The 18,108-nt window shown below is 62.3% G+C and carries 27 protein-coding genes; 22 read left to right on the plus strand and 5 right to left on the minus strand.

Annotated elements, in window-relative coordinates:
- Positions 1 to 13 precede the first annotated feature (13 nt).
- Positions 14 to 349 (plus strand): hypothetical protein, encoded by a 336-nt coding sequence (locus ACMHYJ_RS14305; RefSeq protein ID WP_414246860.1) that lies wholly within the window; start codon positions 14 to 16, stop codon positions 347 to 349.
- Between the two features lie 14 nt (positions 350 to 363).
- Here the strand turns inward: ACMHYJ_RS14305 and ACMHYJ_RS14310 are convergent, their stop codons facing one another.
- Positions 364 to 969, minus strand: coding sequence for a hypothetical protein (locus ACMHYJ_RS14310; RefSeq protein WP_414246861.1), 606 nt, complete (start codon positions 967 to 969; stop codon positions 364 to 366).
- Positions 970 to 1,026: 57 nt separating this feature from the next.
- Between ACMHYJ_RS14310 and ACMHYJ_RS14315 the strand changes: the two genes are divergently transcribed.
- The 21 genes from ACMHYJ_RS14315 to ACMHYJ_RS14415 all read left to right on the plus strand — a co-directional run bounded on the left by ACMHYJ_RS14315 (position 1,027) and on the right by ACMHYJ_RS14415 (position 13,728).
- Positions 1,027 to 1,593: a hypothetical protein gene (locus ACMHYJ_RS14315; RefSeq protein WP_414246862.1), complete on the plus strand. Its 567-nt coding sequence runs from the start codon at positions 1,027 to 1,029 to the stop codon at positions 1,591 to 1,593.
- Between the two features lie 45 nt (positions 1,594 to 1,638).
- The gene (locus ACMHYJ_RS14320; RefSeq protein ID WP_414246863.1) at positions 1,639 to 2,064 is read left to right on the plus strand and encodes a hypothetical protein; all 426 of its coding nucleotides are present in this window, start codon (positions 1,639 to 1,641) and stop codon (positions 2,062 to 2,064) included.
- A 29-nt stretch (positions 2,065 to 2,093) separates the two neighbouring features.
- Positions 2,094 to 2,483: a four helix bundle protein gene (locus ACMHYJ_RS14325; RefSeq protein ID WP_414246864.1), complete on the plus strand. Its 390-nt coding sequence runs from the start codon at positions 2,094 to 2,096 to the stop codon at positions 2,481 to 2,483.
- 255 nt (positions 2,484 to 2,738) lie between these two features.
- Positions 2,739 to 3,911 carry an RNA-directed DNA polymerase gene (locus ACMHYJ_RS14330; protein ID WP_414246865.1) on the plus strand — a complete coding sequence of 391 codons (1,173 nt, stop codon included), beginning with the start codon at positions 2,739 to 2,741 and terminating at the stop codon, positions 3,909 to 3,911.
- The gene (locus ACMHYJ_RS14335) at positions 3,853 to 4,704 is read left to right on the plus strand and encodes a recombination-associated protein RdgC (RefSeq protein ID WP_414246866.1); all 852 of its coding nucleotides are present in this window, start codon (positions 3,853 to 3,855) and stop codon (positions 4,702 to 4,704) included. The genes ACMHYJ_RS14330 and ACMHYJ_RS14335 overlap by 59 nt, the downstream gene beginning before the upstream one ends.
- An 18-nt stretch (positions 4,705 to 4,722) precedes the next feature.
- Positions 4,723 to 5,157, plus strand: coding sequence for a hypothetical protein (locus tag ACMHYJ_RS14340; protein WP_414246867.1), 435 nt, complete (start codon positions 4,723 to 4,725; stop codon positions 5,155 to 5,157).
- A gap of 25 nt (positions 5,158 to 5,182) precedes the next feature.
- Complete coding sequence (locus ACMHYJ_RS14345) at positions 5,183 to 5,758, plus strand: hypothetical protein (RefSeq protein ID WP_414246868.1); 576 nt, start codon at positions 5,183 to 5,185, stop codon at positions 5,756 to 5,758.
- Positions 5,755 to 6,069: a hypothetical protein gene (locus ACMHYJ_RS14350; RefSeq protein WP_414246869.1), complete on the plus strand. Its 315-nt coding sequence runs from the start codon at positions 5,755 to 5,757 to the stop codon at positions 6,067 to 6,069. The genes ACMHYJ_RS14345 and ACMHYJ_RS14350 overlap by 4 nt, the downstream gene beginning before the upstream one ends.
- The gene (locus ACMHYJ_RS14355; protein WP_414246870.1) at positions 6,066 to 6,368 is read left to right on the plus strand and encodes a hypothetical protein; all 303 of its coding nucleotides are present in this window, start codon (positions 6,066 to 6,068) and stop codon (positions 6,366 to 6,368) included. Before ACMHYJ_RS14350 ends, ACMHYJ_RS14355 begins: the two co-directional genes overlap by 4 nt.
- Complete coding sequence (locus ACMHYJ_RS14360; protein ID WP_414246871.1) at positions 6,365 to 6,574, plus strand: hypothetical protein; 210 nt, start codon at positions 6,365 to 6,367, stop codon at positions 6,572 to 6,574. Before ACMHYJ_RS14355 ends, ACMHYJ_RS14360 begins: the two co-directional genes overlap by 4 nt.
- Positions 6,571 to 6,837, plus strand: coding sequence for a hypothetical protein (locus ACMHYJ_RS14365; protein WP_414246872.1), 267 nt, complete (start codon positions 6,571 to 6,573; stop codon positions 6,835 to 6,837). Before ACMHYJ_RS14360 ends, ACMHYJ_RS14365 begins: the two co-directional genes overlap by 4 nt.
- A 64-nt stretch (positions 6,838 to 6,901) precedes the next feature.
- Entirely contained in the window at positions 6,902 to 8,725 is a 1,824-nt protein-coding gene (locus tag ACMHYJ_RS14370; protein ID WP_414246873.1) for a DNA cytosine methyltransferase, read from the plus strand.
- Complete coding sequence (locus ACMHYJ_RS14375) at positions 8,722 to 9,072, plus strand: hypothetical protein (RefSeq protein WP_414246874.1); 351 nt, start codon at positions 8,722 to 8,724, stop codon at positions 9,070 to 9,072. Before ACMHYJ_RS14370 ends, ACMHYJ_RS14375 begins: the two co-directional genes overlap by 4 nt.
- The gene (locus tag ACMHYJ_RS14380; RefSeq protein WP_414246875.1) at positions 9,069 to 9,236 is read left to right on the plus strand and encodes a hypothetical protein; all 168 of its coding nucleotides are present in this window, start codon (positions 9,069 to 9,071) and stop codon (positions 9,234 to 9,236) included. The genes ACMHYJ_RS14375 and ACMHYJ_RS14380 overlap by 4 nt, the downstream gene beginning before the upstream one ends.
- Positions 9,220 to 9,531 carry a hypothetical protein gene (locus tag ACMHYJ_RS14385; RefSeq protein WP_414246876.1) on the plus strand — a complete coding sequence of 104 codons (312 nt, stop codon included), beginning with the start codon at positions 9,220 to 9,222 and terminating at the stop codon, positions 9,529 to 9,531. Before ACMHYJ_RS14380 ends, ACMHYJ_RS14385 begins: the two co-directional genes overlap by 17 nt.
- Before the next feature lie 189 nt (positions 9,532 to 9,720).
- The gene (locus tag ACMHYJ_RS14390) at positions 9,721 to 10,503 is read left to right on the plus strand and encodes a hypothetical protein (RefSeq protein ID WP_414246877.1); all 783 of its coding nucleotides are present in this window, start codon (positions 9,721 to 9,723) and stop codon (positions 10,501 to 10,503) included.
- Between the two features lie 228 nt (positions 10,504 to 10,731).
- The gene (locus tag ACMHYJ_RS14395) at positions 10,732 to 10,932 is read left to right on the plus strand and encodes a hypothetical protein (protein ID WP_414246878.1); all 201 of its coding nucleotides are present in this window, start codon (positions 10,732 to 10,734) and stop codon (positions 10,930 to 10,932) included.
- A complete protein-coding gene (locus ACMHYJ_RS14400) occupies positions 10,929 to 11,879 on the plus strand; it encodes a hypothetical protein (RefSeq protein WP_414246879.1) in 951 nt (316 codons plus the stop codon). The genes ACMHYJ_RS14395 and ACMHYJ_RS14400 overlap by 4 nt, the downstream gene beginning before the upstream one ends.
- Positions 11,876 to 12,115: a hypothetical protein gene (locus tag ACMHYJ_RS14405; protein ID WP_414246880.1), complete on the plus strand. Its 240-nt coding sequence runs from the start codon at positions 11,876 to 11,878 to the stop codon at positions 12,113 to 12,115. The genes ACMHYJ_RS14400 and ACMHYJ_RS14405 overlap by 4 nt, the downstream gene beginning before the upstream one ends.
- Before the next feature lie 406 nt (positions 12,116 to 12,521).
- Positions 12,522 to 12,773: a DUF4224 domain-containing protein gene (locus ACMHYJ_RS14410; protein WP_414246881.1), complete on the plus strand. Its 252-nt coding sequence runs from the start codon at positions 12,522 to 12,524 to the stop codon at positions 12,771 to 12,773.
- The gene (locus tag ACMHYJ_RS14415; protein WP_414246882.1) at positions 12,751 to 13,728 is read left to right on the plus strand and encodes a tyrosine-type recombinase/integrase; all 978 of its coding nucleotides are present in this window, start codon (positions 12,751 to 12,753) and stop codon (positions 13,726 to 13,728) included. The genes ACMHYJ_RS14410 and ACMHYJ_RS14415 overlap by 23 nt, the downstream gene beginning before the upstream one ends.
- Positions 13,729 to 14,113: 385 nt before the next feature.
- Here the strand turns inward: ACMHYJ_RS14415 and ACMHYJ_RS14420 are convergent, their stop codons facing one another.
- The 4 genes from ACMHYJ_RS14420 to ACMHYJ_RS14435 are packed head-to-tail and all read right to left on the minus strand — an operon-like array spanning position 14,114 to position 18,100.
- The gene (locus ACMHYJ_RS14420) at positions 14,114 to 14,812 is read right to left on the minus strand and encodes a fumarylacetoacetate hydrolase family protein (RefSeq protein WP_414246883.1); all 699 of its coding nucleotides are present in this window, start codon (positions 14,810 to 14,812) and stop codon (positions 14,114 to 14,116) included.
- 2 nt (positions 14,813 to 14,814) lie between these two features.
- Positions 14,815 to 15,351: an inorganic diphosphatase gene (ppa, locus tag ACMHYJ_RS14425; RefSeq protein ID WP_414246884.1), complete on the minus strand. Its 537-nt coding sequence runs from the start codon at positions 15,349 to 15,351 to the stop codon at positions 14,815 to 14,817.
- A gap of 28 nt (positions 15,352 to 15,379) precedes the next feature.
- Complete coding sequence (locus ACMHYJ_RS14430; protein ID WP_414246885.1) at positions 15,380 to 16,858, minus strand: heme biosynthesis HemY N-terminal domain-containing protein; 1,479 nt, start codon at positions 16,856 to 16,858, stop codon at positions 15,380 to 15,382.
- A 6-nt stretch (positions 16,859 to 16,864) separates the two neighbouring features.
- Positions 16,865 to 18,100, minus strand: a complete 1,236-nt coding sequence (locus ACMHYJ_RS14435; RefSeq protein WP_414246886.1) for a uroporphyrinogen-III C-methyltransferase — start codon at positions 18,098 to 18,100, stop codon at positions 16,865 to 16,867.
- Positions 18,101 to 18,108: the final 8 nt, after the last annotated feature.

Below are 18,108 nucleotides of genomic sequence, written 5' to 3' on the forward strand. Positions count from 1 at the left end.
TCACGGAGGCCGCATGTCTCAAGCACTCGCCCAGCTAGTGACGCTGACGCTCAATCCCAAGATCGCCCGGCGCATCCGCAGGACGAAATTCAGGCCGCCCAAGCCGCCGCGCATCAAGCCGGCCCCGAAACCAAAGCACCCATTCCCCGGCAGGCCCAAGATGCCCGACGAGAAATGGGCGCAGATCAAGCGGCTTGCCGAAAACCCGAGCCTATCAAGCCGCCGGATCGCGGGGATTGTCGGGGTCGCATATTCGACGGACACGAAATACCGGCGTGAGAACGGCTTGAGAGGGCCTAGGTCGACGGGGGCGCGGCTGGCGCAGGTGGTGTCGCTGAGGATTCTTTAGCCGATCGCCACACTTTAAGAGGACCGCATGATGAATTCACTTGCGTCTCCCATTTTTTTAATAGAGCCGCGAAGCCTTTTTTCGGCACACTTTAAGTCTTGATTGAACGCAGATATTGCCTTAATGGTTCTTATGTTTTCGCTATAAATCTTTAGGTTTCTTGCGGAAACCAAAGCCTTTAGCGCCAAGTCGGCAGCCTCTGCGTTGATTAGTCTTATATCGTCCATCCTAATGCTCTCCAGACTATTGATAAGAAGGACAACGACATCAGCCTTCTCGCGCCATTCAGCCGGGGACAAATTTTCATTGGGCGACTTTTTAATCTGCAAATCCCACATCTGAGTAGTTACATCTAGCATTATCGCTTTGGCATAAGCGCCGTGCAAAACGGCATTGGCCTTCCGCTCATCTAGCACCTCTTGACGCCTATCGGCCTCTGCTCTCGATTGAATAGTCGAAATCCAGATAGCCCCAATAATCGCGCCAATAGACCCAAAAGCCTGAACCCAAGACGCCCACTCGGTCGTATTCGTCGGGAACTGCCAGATGAACACTCCCAGAAGCACCAAGCCCGCAATGATGCTTAGAACGACCCAACAGGGCAATTGATTCTTTTCCATACGGTCCACCTCCTTTGTTTGGCGAAATCATACCCTCCCTACCTCTAGGAACCCACCATGACCACCATCCAGTACGACCTGGGCGGCGGGGCCACTATTGCCCTGCCCGCCGACATTGCCGTCAAGCAGCTGATCGAACAGCTGCAGCGAGACGCCCGCCAGGCCACTACTCAACCCCGCCCCCAGATCGGCGAATACCTCTCCGGCCAAGGCGGCATCTATGTCGGCGACATCCGGGGTAATGACGGCGTGACGTACGGCCTGATCACCCCCAAGGACGAAGACATTGGCCGCGCCAAATGGGGCGCAGAGGGCGAACTCGATCTGTCCGACTGGGACGGTCTGAGCAACACCAACATCCTGCGTGCCGATTGTCCCGCCGCCAAGCTGGCCAGCGACTACGAGGCCGATGGCCACGTGGACTTCTACCTGCCGGCGCACCGCGAAATGCTGATCGCTATGGCCAATGTGCCGCACCTGTTCGGCAAGGATTCCTGGTACTGGAGCTCGACGCCCTACGGCTCCTACAACGCCTGGGCCGTGGACTTCGAGATCGGCGACGTGCTCACGGACGGCCGCTACAACGAGTTCCGCGTCCTCCCTTTCCGCAGATTTACCCATTAATCCATTTATCCATTTTTCCGGGCGCAGCCCGGCAGGAGCCACACTATGAACAACACCGCTACCGCAGTCACCATCCCGGCCATCGGCCAGCCCTGGCCCGAACAGGGCGGCGTCTACATCGGCGCGCGCCTGATTGACGGCCAAATCCATCACGTCGTCATCCCGGGCGGCACCGAATACGACATCAAGGCCAGTCACGACAACGCGGCCGAGCGCATCGCCGCCAAGGGTGAGATCAACGGGTTCAGCGACTGGCGCCACGGCAGCCAAGAAGACGCGATGCTGGCTTATATCAACGCCCCCAATCTCTTCCACCGGGAGGGCCTGGAATCCATTCAGATCACCAGTACGCCCTACGGCTCCAACTACGCCTGGGCCGTGGACTTCGAGAACGGCACCGTGGACACGTACACCCGCACCAACGAGTTCCGCGTCCGCCCTTTCCGCAGCATCATCGCTTCATCTCTTTAATCCTTTTGCGGGCGTAGCCCGTCCACGATATGGCCCTGCACACTGATCTCCCCGTCTACAAAGACACCCGCGATCTGGCGAAGCTGATTTCCCAGGTCGTTGCCAACATGCAGCGCGACTACAAATTCACGCTGGGCAAGAGGCTGGACGATCAGTGCATTGATCTTGTGATGGATGTCTATCGTGCCAATGCGGCATCGGACCGATTGACAATCATCCAGGGCATGCGGGAAAAAGTCGTAGCCATCGAACTGTCGATGCGCCTTGCTGTGGATGTGGGCCGAATGTCACGCAAGCACTACGCCAGGGCAATCCAGTTGACCCAGAGCATCGGCCGCCAGTTGACCGGCTGGAAAAAACACACCGAAACGCGCCAGATGACCGGCCGCCAAGGCGACCGACCCAGTGCGCATAGATGATCTGGTCGCACCGCTGGGCCATAAGCCCACCGACAGGCGCAGACACGGATATCGGCGGCAGCAGTCGCAGTGATCCAGCGCAGTTTCCCGGGTGAATCCGCAAGGCCTCGCCCGGGCGACGTGAATAGTGCGGCACTCGCCCTACGGCTCCAACAACGCCTGGGCCGTGGACTTCGAGAACGGCAACGTGAACACGAACAACCGCAACAACGAGTTCCGCGTCCGCCCTTTCCGCAAATCATCACGGGTGTTCCGATGGATTCTGGCTATTCGTTCGAACTGCTGGTCGCGGCTTACTACGACTGCAGGAAGAACAAGCGCAACACGGCCAGCGCGCTCCGATTCGAACAGGACCTGGAGCACAACCTGGTCCAGTTGCACGAAGAGTTGATGGATGGCTCGTACCGGCCTGGGCGCTCCATCTGCTTTGTCATCACCAGGCCGAAACCCCGAGAGGTGTGGGCAGCCGAATTCCGGGATCGGATCGTCCACCACCTTCTCTACAACCAGATTGCCGGTGACTTCCATAGCCGGTTCATCGCGGATTCCTGCGCGTGCATCCCGGGGCGCGGGACGCTCTACGGCGTCCAGCGCCTGCACGCCAAGATCCGCAGCCAGACGCAGAACTGGACGCTGCCCGGCTACTACCTGAAGCTGGATTTGTCCAACTTCTTCGTGTCGATCAACAAGCACGCGGTCTGGCCGCTACTGCAGCGTCACATACCGGAACCCTGGTGGTGCGACCTCGCCCACCTGATCCTGTTCCACGATCCGCGAACGGACTACGAATATCACGGCGATCCCGCCCTCATTGAGCGTGTGCCACCGCACAAACGCTTGCTGTCGGCCCCGCCAGATCATGGCCTGCCAATCGGGAACCTGTCGTCGCAATTCTTCGCCAACGTTCTGCTGGACGCCCTGGACCAGCACATCAAGCACACCATCCGGGCACACGCCTACATCCGATATGTAGACGACATGGTGTTGCTGCACGAATCCGCGCAGTGGCTGAACGCCGCCAAGACTCAGATCGAAGCATTCCTGCCCGGCTTGGGCCTGGCGCTCAACCCGCACAAGACCATCATCCAGCCGATCAATCGCGGCGTGGACTTCGCCGGCTACGTCATAAAACCCTGGCGCATGGAGGCCCGGCGCCGCACGGTCAATGCTGGTCTGGCAGCCATCGAGAGCATGCCGCCCGAAAACACGTTGGAAACCATCAACAGTTACCTGGGCCTGCTGCGGCACTGCAGCGGACACCACGACCGCGCCCGGATTGCCAACGCGGCCCGCAAGCGCGGGCACTGCGTCAGCGCGGACCTGACGAAGGCTCACCGCAGATCAACCCATCACACCAAGGATCTCGCTCATGTGGTTCAAAAACCTGAAACTCTACCGTCTGGACCTGAATCGCATTCTGACCGCTGACGACTTTTACGACGCCATGGAACAGCAGCGATTCCAGCCCTGCAGCAGCCAAGACGCCCAATCATCCGGCTGGGTTCCGCCCCGCGAAGACAGCGGCCTGCTGCCCACCAGCGTCATCAACCAGGCTGCCCGCGAGCGCGCCCTGCAGATCGAAGAACAGCAGGGCTACAAGCCAGGCCGCAAGCAGATGAAGGAGATCAAGGAGGCGGTGACGATGGAGCTGCTGCCCAAGTCCCACGTCATCCAGCGCGATACCCGCGTCTGGATCGACACGAAAAACGGCTGGTTTGTGATCGACGCATCGGCGGCCGCGCAATCCGATGAAGTGCTGGGCCTGCTGGCCAAGACCCTGACGCCCCTCCCCATCGTGCCGCTGCACGTGGAAATGTCGCCAGGCGCCGCCATGACGCTGTGGCTGTCCGAGGACGAAGCCCCGGCCGGCTTCACCATCGACCAGGACACGCAGCTGCAATCCACCGGCGAGTCGCGGGCCTCAGTGCGCTACCAGCGCCAAAGCGTGGACGCCGACGAAGTGCGCCGCCACATCGAAGCCGGCAAGCAATGCACGCGCCTGGCCCTGACCTGGAATGACCGGGTGTCCTTCGTGCTGACCGACAACCTGGACATCAAGCGCGTGGCCCCGCTGGACGTGCTGAAAGAAAACCAGGACGCCCAGGCCGCCAACGAGGCCGAGCGCCTGGACGCCGACTTCGCCCTGATGACCGGCGAGCTGGCCCGCCTGCTGGACGACCTGGTAGCGGCGGTGGACGGGATTCGGGCCGACCCACAATAACTCCATTCAAGGACACACATGAAAACCATCACCAAGATCGCTGCCGCCTGCCTGGCGGCCCTGGCCCTCGCTGGCTGCGAAGATGACGCTCGGATCGCATCCCGCAATCTCTCCAAAGCCGCCGATAACTTCGAGGTCGTCCGCCGCATCGTTTTTTACAACGGCATCACCGGCGGCTACATGCTCTCCATTGAGGGTCTGTGCTCAATCGACACCAGCGGCAGCGGCAAGACGTTCTTCGTGACATGCAAAACGGGGCCAGGCGTCTACAAAAAGCATTTCCTGGGGCTGTCTGACAACGTGACCTATTTTGCCGAGCAGATGGAGGCCGTGCGGGCCAGCGCGTACCACTACCGCGTCACGTTCAAGCCGCAAACCATCATGCCGGATATCGACTTTCGGGGCAGCGTCGGTGCGGCCCTGGATGCCACCACCCCGGACGCGAATGACTGACGCCTGCCCACCAAAAGGAAATGACATGCCAGCAACGCTGACACCAGATGAAGCATTCGATGCAGACATTCCCGCCGCCCTGCGCGACGACATCATGACCGCCATTTCAGAGGCAGCGCACATGGGCGAAGGCCAGCATGGTTGCGTCCATATCCTTGGACAGGATCGGCTGGATGCCATCAATGTCCGCGCCCAGGGAATCGTCACCGTGGAAGGCCGGGAGTATTGGTTCGTCGTCGAAGACGGCAACTGGAACGGCACCACACTGGAAGGCTGGGAGCATTCGGGCGTACAGACCTTCGGGCCCTTGCCGCGCACCCAATGGGCGCTAGCCCCTCGCCCCGATCTTGTTTCTGACGCCATTGCCGCAGGGCGTGGGCCGTTTCTGGTTGCCAAGTGGGATGCCTTTCTTTCTCGTAAGGACGTGGCCGAAATTCCGGGCAAATACACCTACGACAGGATGATGCAGCCCGGCCTGCTGATCGAGCGGCATTACCGCGAGGCTGCAGCCAAGTATGGATTCGTGATCGTCGGTCAAGAGCAAGCCGACGAAATCAGGGCGCGACTCACGGAAGCCAGCAAACACGTGGAGACAACATGAGCGAACGAACGACGGCGGCCCGGCTCGGCGACCTGCGTGTATGGCATATCCCGCAAGTCATCATGAAGCCGTTTCATGTACCTGTGCAGTCGCCTGACGAGGCCGTGAAGATCCTTCAAATCCAGGGCGATTACGACATATTCCAGTTCGAGAATCGCATCAAGCCCGACTATTGCAACGCTTCCGGGCTGGAGGTGGTTGAAGGCTTCATCGACGGCGAGCCTCAGTGGATCGAATGGAGTCACCCCGAGACCTACGAGGATATCGACGGCCACGCGGAATCCATGCTGGCTGCCAGGGAGGGATCATGAGCATAAAGATGCCGGAGCCAGTGGCGTATGCAATTAAGGCCGCCAACACGCTCGCCTATTGCAATGTCTTGCTTCCCGATGAGGCTGAATACTCTGGAGTCCATGACATGAGACCCGAGCACGTCAGCAGCCTCATCACCACCGCCCAAGCCGAAGCCTACGCAGCCGCAGTGCGGCGGGAGGCGCTGGAACAGGCAGCCAAGATTGCAGATCAGTGGACAACGCCTGAACAGCGACAGTTCGGAAATGGCGGCCCAGCGCAAGCCATCCGCGCCCTGATTGATCGGGAGGGATCATGAGCAGAAAATCGCCCACGAAGAAAATTGAGCGCCTCGAATCTATCGTCATGGGCATGGGCTTCCTGCTGCTGAAACTCAAAGCCGACTACGGCCACGACTTCAGCATCGGCATGGACGAACAAGTCAACCAGGCGCTTCGGGACTACCGCAACGTCGAAAAATCCTATATGCAGCGGCTTGCCGCATCGAAACCGGAGGGGTCATGAGCAATCACGAAGACGATTTCTGCAAGATTATCCGGGCCTCGTCAGGCCGTCAAGTGCTGGTGTTTCTGTCCAGCGACGAAGACGGGAATCCGTCCGTGGACGTGAGCATGCAATACGACGGCATCCTGCTGCATGTCAACAACGGGTTCGGCGATGAAGACGCCGGACACAAAGCCCGGGACGCAATGTTTGCCGGATACGGACAGGCTGAGGCGGATAACTTCGAGCGCGGGCTGATTGAATTCGTGGGTGAGAAATCATGAGCAAGCGCAGCCGCCAGCGCCGGCAGAAGCCCGGGCGCGACATCCCATTTCCTGGACAAGAGCAATGATCGAGAGCATCAAGCATTTCCACCTATTTTGCGGCAGCGGGTCTGGTGCCGCTGGTTTCAACGACGCGGCCCCCACAATCCCCGGCCTGCAGGGAAAAATGGTTTGCCTGGGCGGCATGGACAATGACGCAGTGGCGGCCGAGGACTTTCGCATGCTCACTGGCATGCCCTGCATGGTGCGCGATCTTTTCAGCCGCCAGCAGTACGTCGCGTGGCATGGCCATGAGCCGTCTGCAGACTGGGTTGAGGCAGGCCCCGACGACATCCGCGCAGCTGCCCAGCACCAGGTGCCAGACATCGTGTTTCTGTCGGCCCCCTGCAAGGGTTTCTCCGGCCTTTTGCCCGCCGCGCACGCATCATCACGCCGCTACCAGGCGCTGAACGAACTGACCCTGCGCGGCGTCTGGCTCATGCTGGAGGCATGGGCTTATGACCCGGTGCCGGTGATCCTGTTCGAGAACGTCCCTCGCATCGCTACACGGGGCCGCCACCTGCTGGACCAGATCACAGGCATGCTGCGCCACTACGGTTACGTCGTGCGCGAAACCACGCACGATTGCGGCGAACTGGGCGGCCTGGCCCAGAGCCGCAAGCGGTTCCTGTTGGTCGCGCGGCACGCGGAGAAAATGCCCTCGGCCGTGTATGAGCCGCCAGTGCGGCCGCTTCGCTCAGTGGGGGAAGTTCTCGATCGCATGCACCTGCCAGGCGACCCAACCGCGGGACCAATGCATAGGGTGCCGCGTCTTGCGTGGAAAACCTGGGTTCGATTGGCGTTTGTAGAGGCTGGCAAGGACTGGCGATCACTAAATCGCCTAACGGTAGAAGATGGGTATCTGCGTGATTATCTGATTGTGCCCAAAGCGTATCACGGATATCTCGGGGTACTTCGACCAGGGGATACATCGGGGGCGGTCACAAGCCGTGGACTGCCGACAAATGGTGCTTTCTCAATCGCAGACCCGCGCGCGGCCATCAATGCCGCTCAGTACAAGCAATACGGTGTCATGCGCATGGAGGATACGTCTGGTGCGGTGATCGGGGTCAAGAGCCCTGGACAGGGCACATTTAGTGTCGCTGACCCTCGCCACAGCGGTCCAGAAAAACACAGCAACGAATACCGTATCGTGCCATTCGACCAGGCGTCCGGCGCAATCACCAGCGCTCACGGAACGGGGCAATGTGTTGCTGACCCGCGTGGCGGCCACGGTTTCGCAAAATACGGCGTCACCTCCTACGAGTCATCGGCCAATGCTGTGATCAGTGGTAGCACCAGCGGTCAAGGCGCATATGCGGTAGCCGACCCTCGATCCAGCATGCGCCGCACCAAGGGCGACGACTACCTGACCGGCGGCCACTACGGCATCGTGAATTGGGCCCAGCCCAGCGGCGCGGTTTCCGCCTCAGCTTGCCACGACAATGGTCGTTGGAGTGTGGCCGACCCCAGGAACTTGCCAAATAGCGCAAATTCGCAAGTTTCGTTGCCGGCACCCAATGACAAGTTGGTTTGCCGCATCCGGTCATTGGATGGAACTTGGCACCGCCCGTTCACCACTCTTGAGTTAGCTGCGCTCCAGTCCTACTACGACCCCGACGACTTCGCCGAACATGGCCCGCTGGTCATGGAAGGAACGTCTGACCAGGTCTGGCGAGAACACATTGGCAACATGGTGCCGCCTGATGCTGCCCAGGCAATGGCCGAGGAAATCGGCCGGGCCATCTTGCTGTCTCGGGCTGGCGAGACCTTTCAATTGTCCGCCACGCCCATTTGGGTGCGGCCTTTGGCGATCGCGATTGCGGTGCGGGGAGGAATCGAAGCATGATGACTATCAACACACAGGAGCTGCGCAAAGCAGCGCAAGCCGTCATCGACGACTTCGGCGATGCCTGGTATGACGCCGACGACTGGAAAACCCTGGGTGATGACCGCCCGCCCGTGGTGGATGAACAATTCATCGCGGCTGCCAGCCCCGCGGCGGTCATTGGTCTGCTCAACCGCATCGACGCCCTGCTGGCCGAGCGCGACAGGCTGCGGGAAGCGGTGCAAGAGACCGTCCGCGTCATCGAATCCAATCCATCGTCAATCACGGACACCATTTGGGTGACCGGCAACAAGCCGGAGACCCTGCTTGATCGGTGCTTGACCGCACTCGCACAGGAGGGGTCATGACTGAGGCAGAACGGCTTTTACAGGCGCTTGTGGTTGCGCTGGACAGCGCTTTTATCAGCACTTGGCAATCCACGGCCTATTGGCAGGGCGAGTTGGACGAAGCGCGGGAATATCTGGATCAGTGCGCACAGGAACAGGGAGACAGCGATGACAACCAAGACTGACATCACCCAGGAACGCGCTGCGTTTGAGGTCGCGTTCAGCAGGCCGCCGTTTGAGTGGGAGTTCCATCGCTACGGAGAAGACTCGGCGTGGCCGGGAAACTACCAGCAATACGAGCATCAGTGCGCCTGGGAAGGCTGGCAGGCCCGATCCGCCCTGCAATCGCAGGATCAGGAGGAGGGCTATCGGGCGATGGCAGCCGAGTATCAACGCTGGATCGACGCCTATCACCAAGGGATGGATTACGAAGACTTTCTGAAAAAAGAGGCCCGCCGCATTGAGGGAGAAGAGGAATGAACCTTCTTTGCAGGCTATTCGGGCACAAGCCCAGGCCTTGGTATGGCTACATCTGCCACCCTACCATTCGACCCCCTACCACGACGGCATTCTTCGGGCACATCGAGACTTGTATGTGAGGTGTGAACGCTGTGTCACCGAATACAAGTTGGGCAAGGATGCGTATCGAACACTAGCCAAGGAAAGGAAATGAACACTCACGACAAAATTGAACTGCCGCCGCTACCTACCCCGGATTTGCATGGGCCTTCGGGCACTGGCGCGTACTTTAACGGTTATACCTCAACAACTCTGGAAGCTTACGCCCGTCTCGCCATCGAAGACGACCGCAAGCGCAGGGGTGAGCCGGTGGCGCAGGAATTGACCCGCAGCAGCATCAGCGTGTCGTGCCCGCATTGCGGAGCCGGTCCGTATTACTACTGTGCCCATCCATTCCGCACCGGGGGCGGTGCCGCCCCTGTAGCGCAGGAGCCGTGGCAGCCCTTGGCCGCAGCACTCTACCAGGCGGCGGGTGCATATGACATGCCCGTGCGCTTCCTCGACGTGCTCAGCGCGGCAGCCAACGGTGAGCCTTTTGCGCACTTGATGGATGGGCTTTTGCCTGTGGAGTCGCCTGTAGCGCAGGAGCCGGTGGCGTGGATGACTCCGGGTAACGGTCGCGCAATCACAGAACTTGAACTTTCGCGCATTCCCACCGATAGACGGCGGCAAGACCGATGCCGTGAAATCTATCCTGTGCCGCTCTACGCCGCCCCCGTTGCCGCCCAGGATCGGGAGGATGCTTTGCGATATCGCTGGCTGAGGGATAACGCACAACTTTTCTCACATTTCGGGGAAGAAGGAAATTCAGGTTGGTGCGTCATGCGTCGTGATAGTGCTATTACCCGCGTATATACATACAACGGACAGGAGCTTGACGAAGCCATCGACCACGCCCGTCGCATTGAGGGAGGCAACCATGCCAATAGCTAAACACCCATTCCGCCTAGTTATGTCGCCTCTGACGCGAACAATCTACGCCGGGAGGATTCGACAGAGAGAGGGCTACGCAGAAGCCGTTGGTGTCCGGCATGACGTGACTTCCGACTTTCTCGCTTGCATCATCCAGTACACGGAAAGCCACGGTGGTACGTTCACGATCAACGAAAACGGAGCGGCTGCTTACGAAGTTGTGGTGCGCCGCATTGAGGGGGGTGGGGAATGAGCGTCCTGTACATGGTGATGTACGGCCCGGACGACTCGCACACCATCGAATGTGCTGGCACGTTCAAGTTGAAGAGAGACGCGGTGGCGGCTTACGAAGCTATTACGGGCGCATACAAGCGGCTGTTCCGCATTGAATGGGAGCGGGCCTGGGGGAATGCAACCAAGACACAGCTATTGAGAGAGGAAAAGGCATGATTACCGAACAAGACCGCGCTTTCATCGTGTGGCGAGACAATCACGACCCTAGAAAGTACCCGGCTGAGCGCGATGCATTTAAAGCGGGGTGGAGCGCCGCCGTCGAAGCCGACCGGCAGGATCGGACAGCGAAGCCTTTGCCAGAATTGATAGTCACAAAAGGCGGAATCCCATTCGAGGATCAAAACGAGGCCATCCGTCAATTCAAGGAGGCATGTATGGCAGCCGCTGACGCCAAAGCCGACCGACAGGATCATTTTCGCGGCGTCACGAAAATGATGGACCAATCCGGTGGCGTCAGCGAAATGGTGCCGAGCGACGAGGCTATTCAGGTGCTGGCGAAGCAGTACGATTGCCACTGCGCGCCCGGATTCATGGGATTCGCCCGCGCCCTTCTATCCCGCTACAGCAGCGGCCAGCCAAAACCGTCGAATTCTGGGGAATTGGAACGGCCTGCCGCAAGCGCGGAGCCGTGCAAGACGTGCGGCGGAAGCGGATGGATCGGCGGCCCCACTTATTACCAACCCGACGAAGGGGGAGAGCCGTGCCCGGATTGTGCCGCCCCTGTAGCGCAGGAGCCGGTCGGCACAGTTCGGTGGCGCGGATCGCCTTACCCGTCTGCATTGGTGGACTGGTGCGGACGGCCCCCAGAGGACGGCACGCCCATCTTCGCAGCCCCAGTTGCCGCCCAGGCGCAGCAGCAAATCCATCCCGCAATCCGAGAGGGCGTCGAAGCGGCTTTTGAGCAGCGCCCCGGTTGGCTGGAAAAGATCGGCGCAGCAGTGCGGTATTTGCCCGACGTTGCCGCCCAGGCGCAACCCACTATGCCACCGCTCACGCATGCAATGCGGGCCGTTCTGCGCAACGAGCATTGCGTATACGACAGCGAGGACACCTTGTATGCCGCGCTGGGGGCTGCCGCCCAGGATCGGGAGGATGCGCAATGAAAGCCTGCGAAAAATGCGGCAGCTACGCGATCAACCCTGGGCGGCACGGGCGTGACAACACGGACCAGGGCCTGTGCGACGTGTGCTTTTGGCGCAAGCGTGCAGCCGAAAAAGAAAGGTCGCTTGCTGAAACCCAACGTCAGATCATCGAAGCGGCAGAGCGGCGCGGGTATGAGCGCGCGATTGCCGAGTGCGCCCAGGTCGCCCGCGCAGCGAAGGGGGATGACCATGCCTGACATCAGCAAATTGAGTCCAGCAGCTCGGTCTGCCGCAATGCGCGGCGGGACCGACGGCTGGGGCCAGGTTGGATCAGCAACAGAAAACATCCGCTACATGGAGCCCGTCAGGTCGCGGCGCAAATGCTCCTGCGGCTGCGGCGGACGTAGGACACACGCGGGGATGGCGAATGGGCTGTGCCTTATGGGCGGCTGTGAAATGCGTGTTCGGCGCTGGGTGAGGGATGGGCATGCCTGACTTACCCACATCCGCAGTGGACAACCCCATGGATAACCCTATGACAGATTTGCGACAGCGAGGGCTGGCGCGGGTCGAGAAGACATTGAGCGAGGATCAATCATGAAAGACGCCATCGCCCGCATGATCGAGACGACGCGGAAAGAATGGAAATTGTAGGGAGGATGTATGCTGATATGCACTCAGGAAGACGTCGAGCAGATCACCGGCAAGACGAAATTCAAAGCGCAGCTCAGGGCCCTGCGCGAGATGGGCATCCCGCATATGGCCCGCAGTACGGACGGCAGCCCTCTGGTGGCCGTCGCCGTTGTTGAAGCTATGCTGGGCGTCAAGGTGAGCAATCGCGGCACAGCTGCGCCACAGCTGCGCCGGCCTGCCGCATTGAGAGGATCAGGTCATGAGGCCACGCAAAAAGGATAGGCACCTGCCGGCGTGCGTGTACCAGCGCCACGGCGCGTTCTACTACGTCCACAAGGGCAAGTGGACGCGCTTGGGCGTCGACCTGCACACCGCACTGCTGGAATACGCCAGCATCGTGGCCGTGCCCGAGAACGGCTTCCCTGCGCTCGTCGACAAAGCCCTGCCGAACATCACGCGTGATGTGTCGGAATCGACCGCCCGAATCTACCGGCGCTGCGCCAGCATCCTGAAAGAGACATTCGCCGAGTTCCGGCCCGAGCAGGTCACGCACGGCGCGATCGTGCAAATGCAAGACATGTGGCGCGAGCGCGCGGCAACCGGGAACCACCTGCTGACCACGCTCAAGCTGATCTTCCAGTGGGCCATGGATCGGGAGATCGTGATGGCAAACCCGTGCCTGTCGGTCAAGCGGCTGCCCGCCGGCCAACGCGACCGACTGATCACCTGGCGCGAGTACCAGGCGATCTACGCCAAGGCACCGGACTGGGTGCAGATCATCATGGATCTGTGCTACCTGACCGGCCAGCGCATCGGTGACGTCCTCAAGATTGAGTACGGACACCTGCAGGACGCCGGAATCTTTTTCGAGCAGCAGAAGACCGGAAAGAAGCTGATCGTGGCCTGGACGCCCGAGCTTCGCGCCGCGACCGAACGGGCCAATCGACTGAAATATGGTGTGCGCTCAGTCAAGTACCTGCTGGCTGGCCGCGCCGGCAAAAAGCGCCTTCACAGCAACGTCTGGCGGCACTTCAAGGCGGCGGCACGCGCCGCTGGCGTGGGCGATGTGACGCTACACGACCTGCGGGCGATGTCCGGCACAGAAGCCGACCGCGAAGGCAAGAACGCGACCGAGTTGTTGGGCCACGCCGACGCCCACACGACGCGCATCTACTTGCGTGACAAGGCGCCGAAACAGGTCAGCGGGCCGTCGAAACCGGGGAAAAAATCGGCGTAGTTTTGGACAGCCTTTGGAATATTGGACAATAACGCCTGGAAACCCGCATGAATAAAGGCTTTCCAAGATGATGATATATTCCACCATGGCCTGCCCCCGCTGGCCCGCCCGCCCCGCCAGGCGGTGCGCGCCCGGCAAACCCGCGTGGCAGTATCGGTAGCGGCGGTTGGCCCGGATTCGGGTGGCGTATGCGGCCTGGCCGGCCAGGCGAAACAATAAACGGCGCAAGGGCATGATGGGCTCCGAGAAAGACAAGGTCAGCCCAGTGTGCCCTGCCCCGCCAAGCCCGCCTATTGGCGTTTCCCGTCTTGGACAAAAAAGGCCCGACACCTTGCGGTGCGGGCCTTTTCGGGGAATAAACCCGGACGGAATCAAGCCATACGCATCAGGCGATCCGTATCTGCAAAGCGTCCAGCCCGGCAATCGTCCCCACCAGCCGGTCGCCCGCCTGCACCGCCCCGACGCCGGCCGGGGTGCCGGTGAACAGCAAGTCGCCGGGATGCAGCTCGAACAGCGTGGACAGGTAGGCGATGGCTTCGGGCACGGACCAGATCATGTCCGACAAATCGCCGGTTTGGCGCACCTGGCCATTGACGGCCAGCTGGATCGCCCCCGCCGTGGGCACCCCCGCGTCCGCGACCGGGTACAGCGGGCCGATGGGCGCGCTGTGATCGAAGCCCTTGGCGGTATCCCAGGGGCGGCCGGCCTTTTTGGCCTGGGCCTGGAGGTCGCGGCGCGTCATGTCCAGGCCGACGGCATAGCCCCACACGGCCTGGGCGGCCTGGTCGACGGTGAGGTCACGCCCCCCCGCCCCCAAGGCCACCACAAGTTCGACTTCGTGATGCAAATCCTGGGTTTGCGGGGGATATGGCAGCACGCCTTCGACGCCCGGCGCCACATTGAGAATGGCGTCGGCGGGCTTGCTGAAGAAAAAGGGCAGTTCCCGGCCGGTGCCCCCCATTTCGCGGGAATGCTCGGCGTAATTGCGCCCCACGCAATACACCCGGCGCACCGGGAAACGGGCGGCGCTACCCTGCACGGCGAGGGAAACCGCCGGCGGGCAAGGGATGACGGTGTCGGCCATGGTCAGACCCCCTGGCCCTCGTAGCGGGCGACGGACGCGCGGATTTCTTCCTGGGCGGCGTCCAGGCCCGACCAGCCCCGCACCTTGACCCATTTGCCTTTTTCGAGATCTTTGTAGTGCTCGAAGAAGTGCTGAATGCGTTCGAGTTCGAGCGGGTTGAGGTCTTCGGTGGACTGGATGCCGCGATAGGGCGGGTACAGCTTGTCGACCGGCCGGGCCAGCAGCTTGGCGTCCTTGCCGGCTTCATCTTCCATGTCCATCACCCCCAGGGCGCGGCAGCGGATGACCGAGCCGACCTGTACCGGAAACGGCGCGATCACCAGCACGTCGACCGGATCGCCGTCTTCGGACAGGGTCTGGGGGATATAGCCGTAATTGCACGGATAGTGCATGGCGGTCAGCATGAAACGGTCGACGAACACGGCGCCGCTTTCTTTGTCGACCTCGTATTTGACGGGATCGGCATTCATCGGGATTTCGATGACCACGTTGAATTCTTCCGGCAGCTTGTCGCCGGCGGGGACACGGTCTAGGCTCATGAGATTCCTTAGGGTGATGAGATGAAAATTATTTCCTGGGGCCGCCATCCGAGGTGAGCGACATATCCACCCCGGGAATCGGGGCCGTGTCGAAGTAGTCTTCTTCGGCGGCGGCCTGCCGGGGCGGCGCGGCGGCGGCGGGCGGCTGCCGGACGGGCTGCTCGGACGCGGCGTCCTCGGCATCCTGCAGGTAGGCGCCGCTGGCGGCCACGGGCAATGCCGCCGCATCCGCGGCGGATTCCGCCGGCGAGTCCGCGACGAACCGGGGGTCGCCCTGCGTGTCGGCGGCCGGCAGCGGACGGTGGATCAGGGGGAGTTCGGCATCCGCGGCTTCGCAGGCCCGCCGCCAGTACGCCAGGGCCTGATCGGGGTGGCCCAGCGCGTCGTGCAGATTACCCAGCAGCGCATAGATGTGAATATCGGCGCGCAAGGCCAGGCTGCGTTCCAGATAGTGCGCGCCCTGGCCCCACAGCTGGGCCGCCAGGCAGATCTGCCCCAGGGCCGCCAGCAGGCCGGGATGGTCTGGATTGGACTTGAGCCAGAGCTCGGCATGGCCAAGCCGTTGCCGGGCCTGCTTCGTGTCGCACTGCGCATAGGCCCGCAACAGGCGGTCGTCCAACTGGCGGTTGAGCGCCGCTTGGAGGATGCGTGCCGCCTGCGCCGGCTGCCCGAAGCGGATCTGGGCCTTGGCCCCCGCCAGGGCCACTGCGGGAGTCATGCGTTCGTCGGCATTGAGATCGCCCCAGATATCATCCCAGGAAGCCGCATCGGCCGCATCCAGCCGCTGGGCCGCCGCCTGGGTGATGAAGGTGCGCGCCTGGGCCTCGTCGATGGCGCTGCGGCGCAGCAGCAGGCGCGTCAGGGCATACACCTGATCCACGTGCCCCAACTGGCGATGGGCGCGCAGCAGCAGGCGGGTGGCATGCATGAAGCGCGAGGAGGCGTCCTGCAGCGGTTCAAGCAGGTCGAGCGCTTCCTGGGCGCGGTTCTGGTCGAGCAGCATTTCGGCCTTGACCGTGTCGACCGTCTGGCGCAGCCGCGTGTCCTGGCCGGCGGCATCCTGGGCCAGCTGCAGCGTGTGGTCGCGCCGGGCGGTTTCGCCCAGCAAGTGCAGGGCGCGGGCGGCGCTCAGGCCCGCCAGCACCTTGCGATCGGCCGAGCGCGTGCGCGACAGCAGGTTGGAGAGGTCTTTTTCGGCCTGGACATAACGGCCTTCCAGGACGTTGATCCAGCCGCGTTCGAGCAGTTCGACATCGCGCCGCTGCGCCCGCCGCCCGCGCCAGCTGCGCAGGCGCCCCGGGCTGCTGCCCATCCAGCGCAACAACTGGAGCAGCCAGTGCAGGGCCAGGAAAGCCCCCAGCGATAAAAGAATGGCCAAGGGCAAAGAGAGTTCGACACGCCAGGGCGGCGTGACGACGATGACATTGCCGCCATGGCTGCGCACCACCAGCGCCAGCGCCACGGCGGCCACCACCAGCAAGAGATTCCAGATCCAGGATCGCATCATGCCTCCTTAGTCCGCATCGGCGCCTGCGGGCGCCGCCGGCGTCTTGGGCATGGCGGGTTCTGGATCGGGGCCATCGGCCCCCGCGGGCGCGGCCGCCGGAACGGCGGCGTCGTGGGCATCGGCCTGCGCCTCGCGGGCGGCGGCGATGGCCGCCAGGCTGTTGTCCACGGTCGGCAGTGTGATCTCGATGGACGTGTCATGCAGTGCGCGGGCCAGCGCCAGGGCCTGGCGCGAGGCTTCCGCCCGCATGTCGTAGCGCTGATCGACGGCCCGGGCGATGCGGTCGAGTTCGGATTTCCAGATGCGCGACTGGTGCATCATCAGCGCCAGTTGGGCGGTCACGGCGCGCTGCTTCAGGCCCTCACGAAACTGCAGGGCCTGATCCGGCGACATCAGCAAGGCGGCGGCATCGTCCACCCGGCGGACTTCCAGCAGACCGCGCAGATCCTGGGCCAGCTGAACCGCCCCGTCCCGCACCCACAGCCAGCCGTCCAGCGCCACGCGCTGCCAGGCGGGCTGATCCTGGCCCGCCTGGCCCGCAGGCGCGGCGCCGGGCGCCCCGGCCGGCTGGGCGGCGGCCAGCCCACCCGGCGGCGGCCCGGCCGCCGCCTTGTCGGCGACCAGCAGCGGGGCCGAGCCCAGCAGGTCGGCGAGTTGGTCGATCTGGCCGGACAAGGCGGGCAGGTTGATCGTGGCCACCGCGCGCAGGCGATCCAGGTCGCCATTGATGGACTGCTGCAGGGCGGCGAGGTTGGGCCGGTTGGCGCGGGCCAACTGGGCCTGGGCGGCTTCCAGGGAAACAATCGCATTGGCCACGTTGCCGCCCAAGGCCAACTGCTGCTGCGCGATGGTGACCAGGTGGTCGATGTCGTTGAGCAGCAGGAGATCGGAGCCGCTGTCGGAAACCATTTGCAAAGCCTGATCGAGTTCGTCGAGCTGGTCGCCGAGGGTGTCCAGCGCGCCGCGCAGGCTGAGGATTTCGGCCGATTGTTCGCGCGCCTGTGTCACAGCCTGAGTGGCCTGCTGGTGCGCGCTTTGGATCTGCTGGATGTTTTCGCTGCTTTGGCGCTGGAAGTCGGCCCGAAGGACTTGGTACTGGCGGTTTTGCTCGTACAGGGCGGCGGCCAGGACGATGGCCAGCAGCAAGGGCACCAGCCACAACAGGCGGGTTGTGCGGCGCTGGGGCGCCGGCGCGCCGGATTCGGAGGGAGGGGTCGGCTGGCTGTGATCGGTTTGACTCATGACGGCGT

This window comes from Castellaniella hirudinis (genome assembly GCF_047468865.1).
Lineage (GTDB): Bacteria > Pseudomonadota > Gammaproteobacteria > Burkholderiales > Burkholderiaceae_B > Castellaniella > Castellaniella hirudinis_A.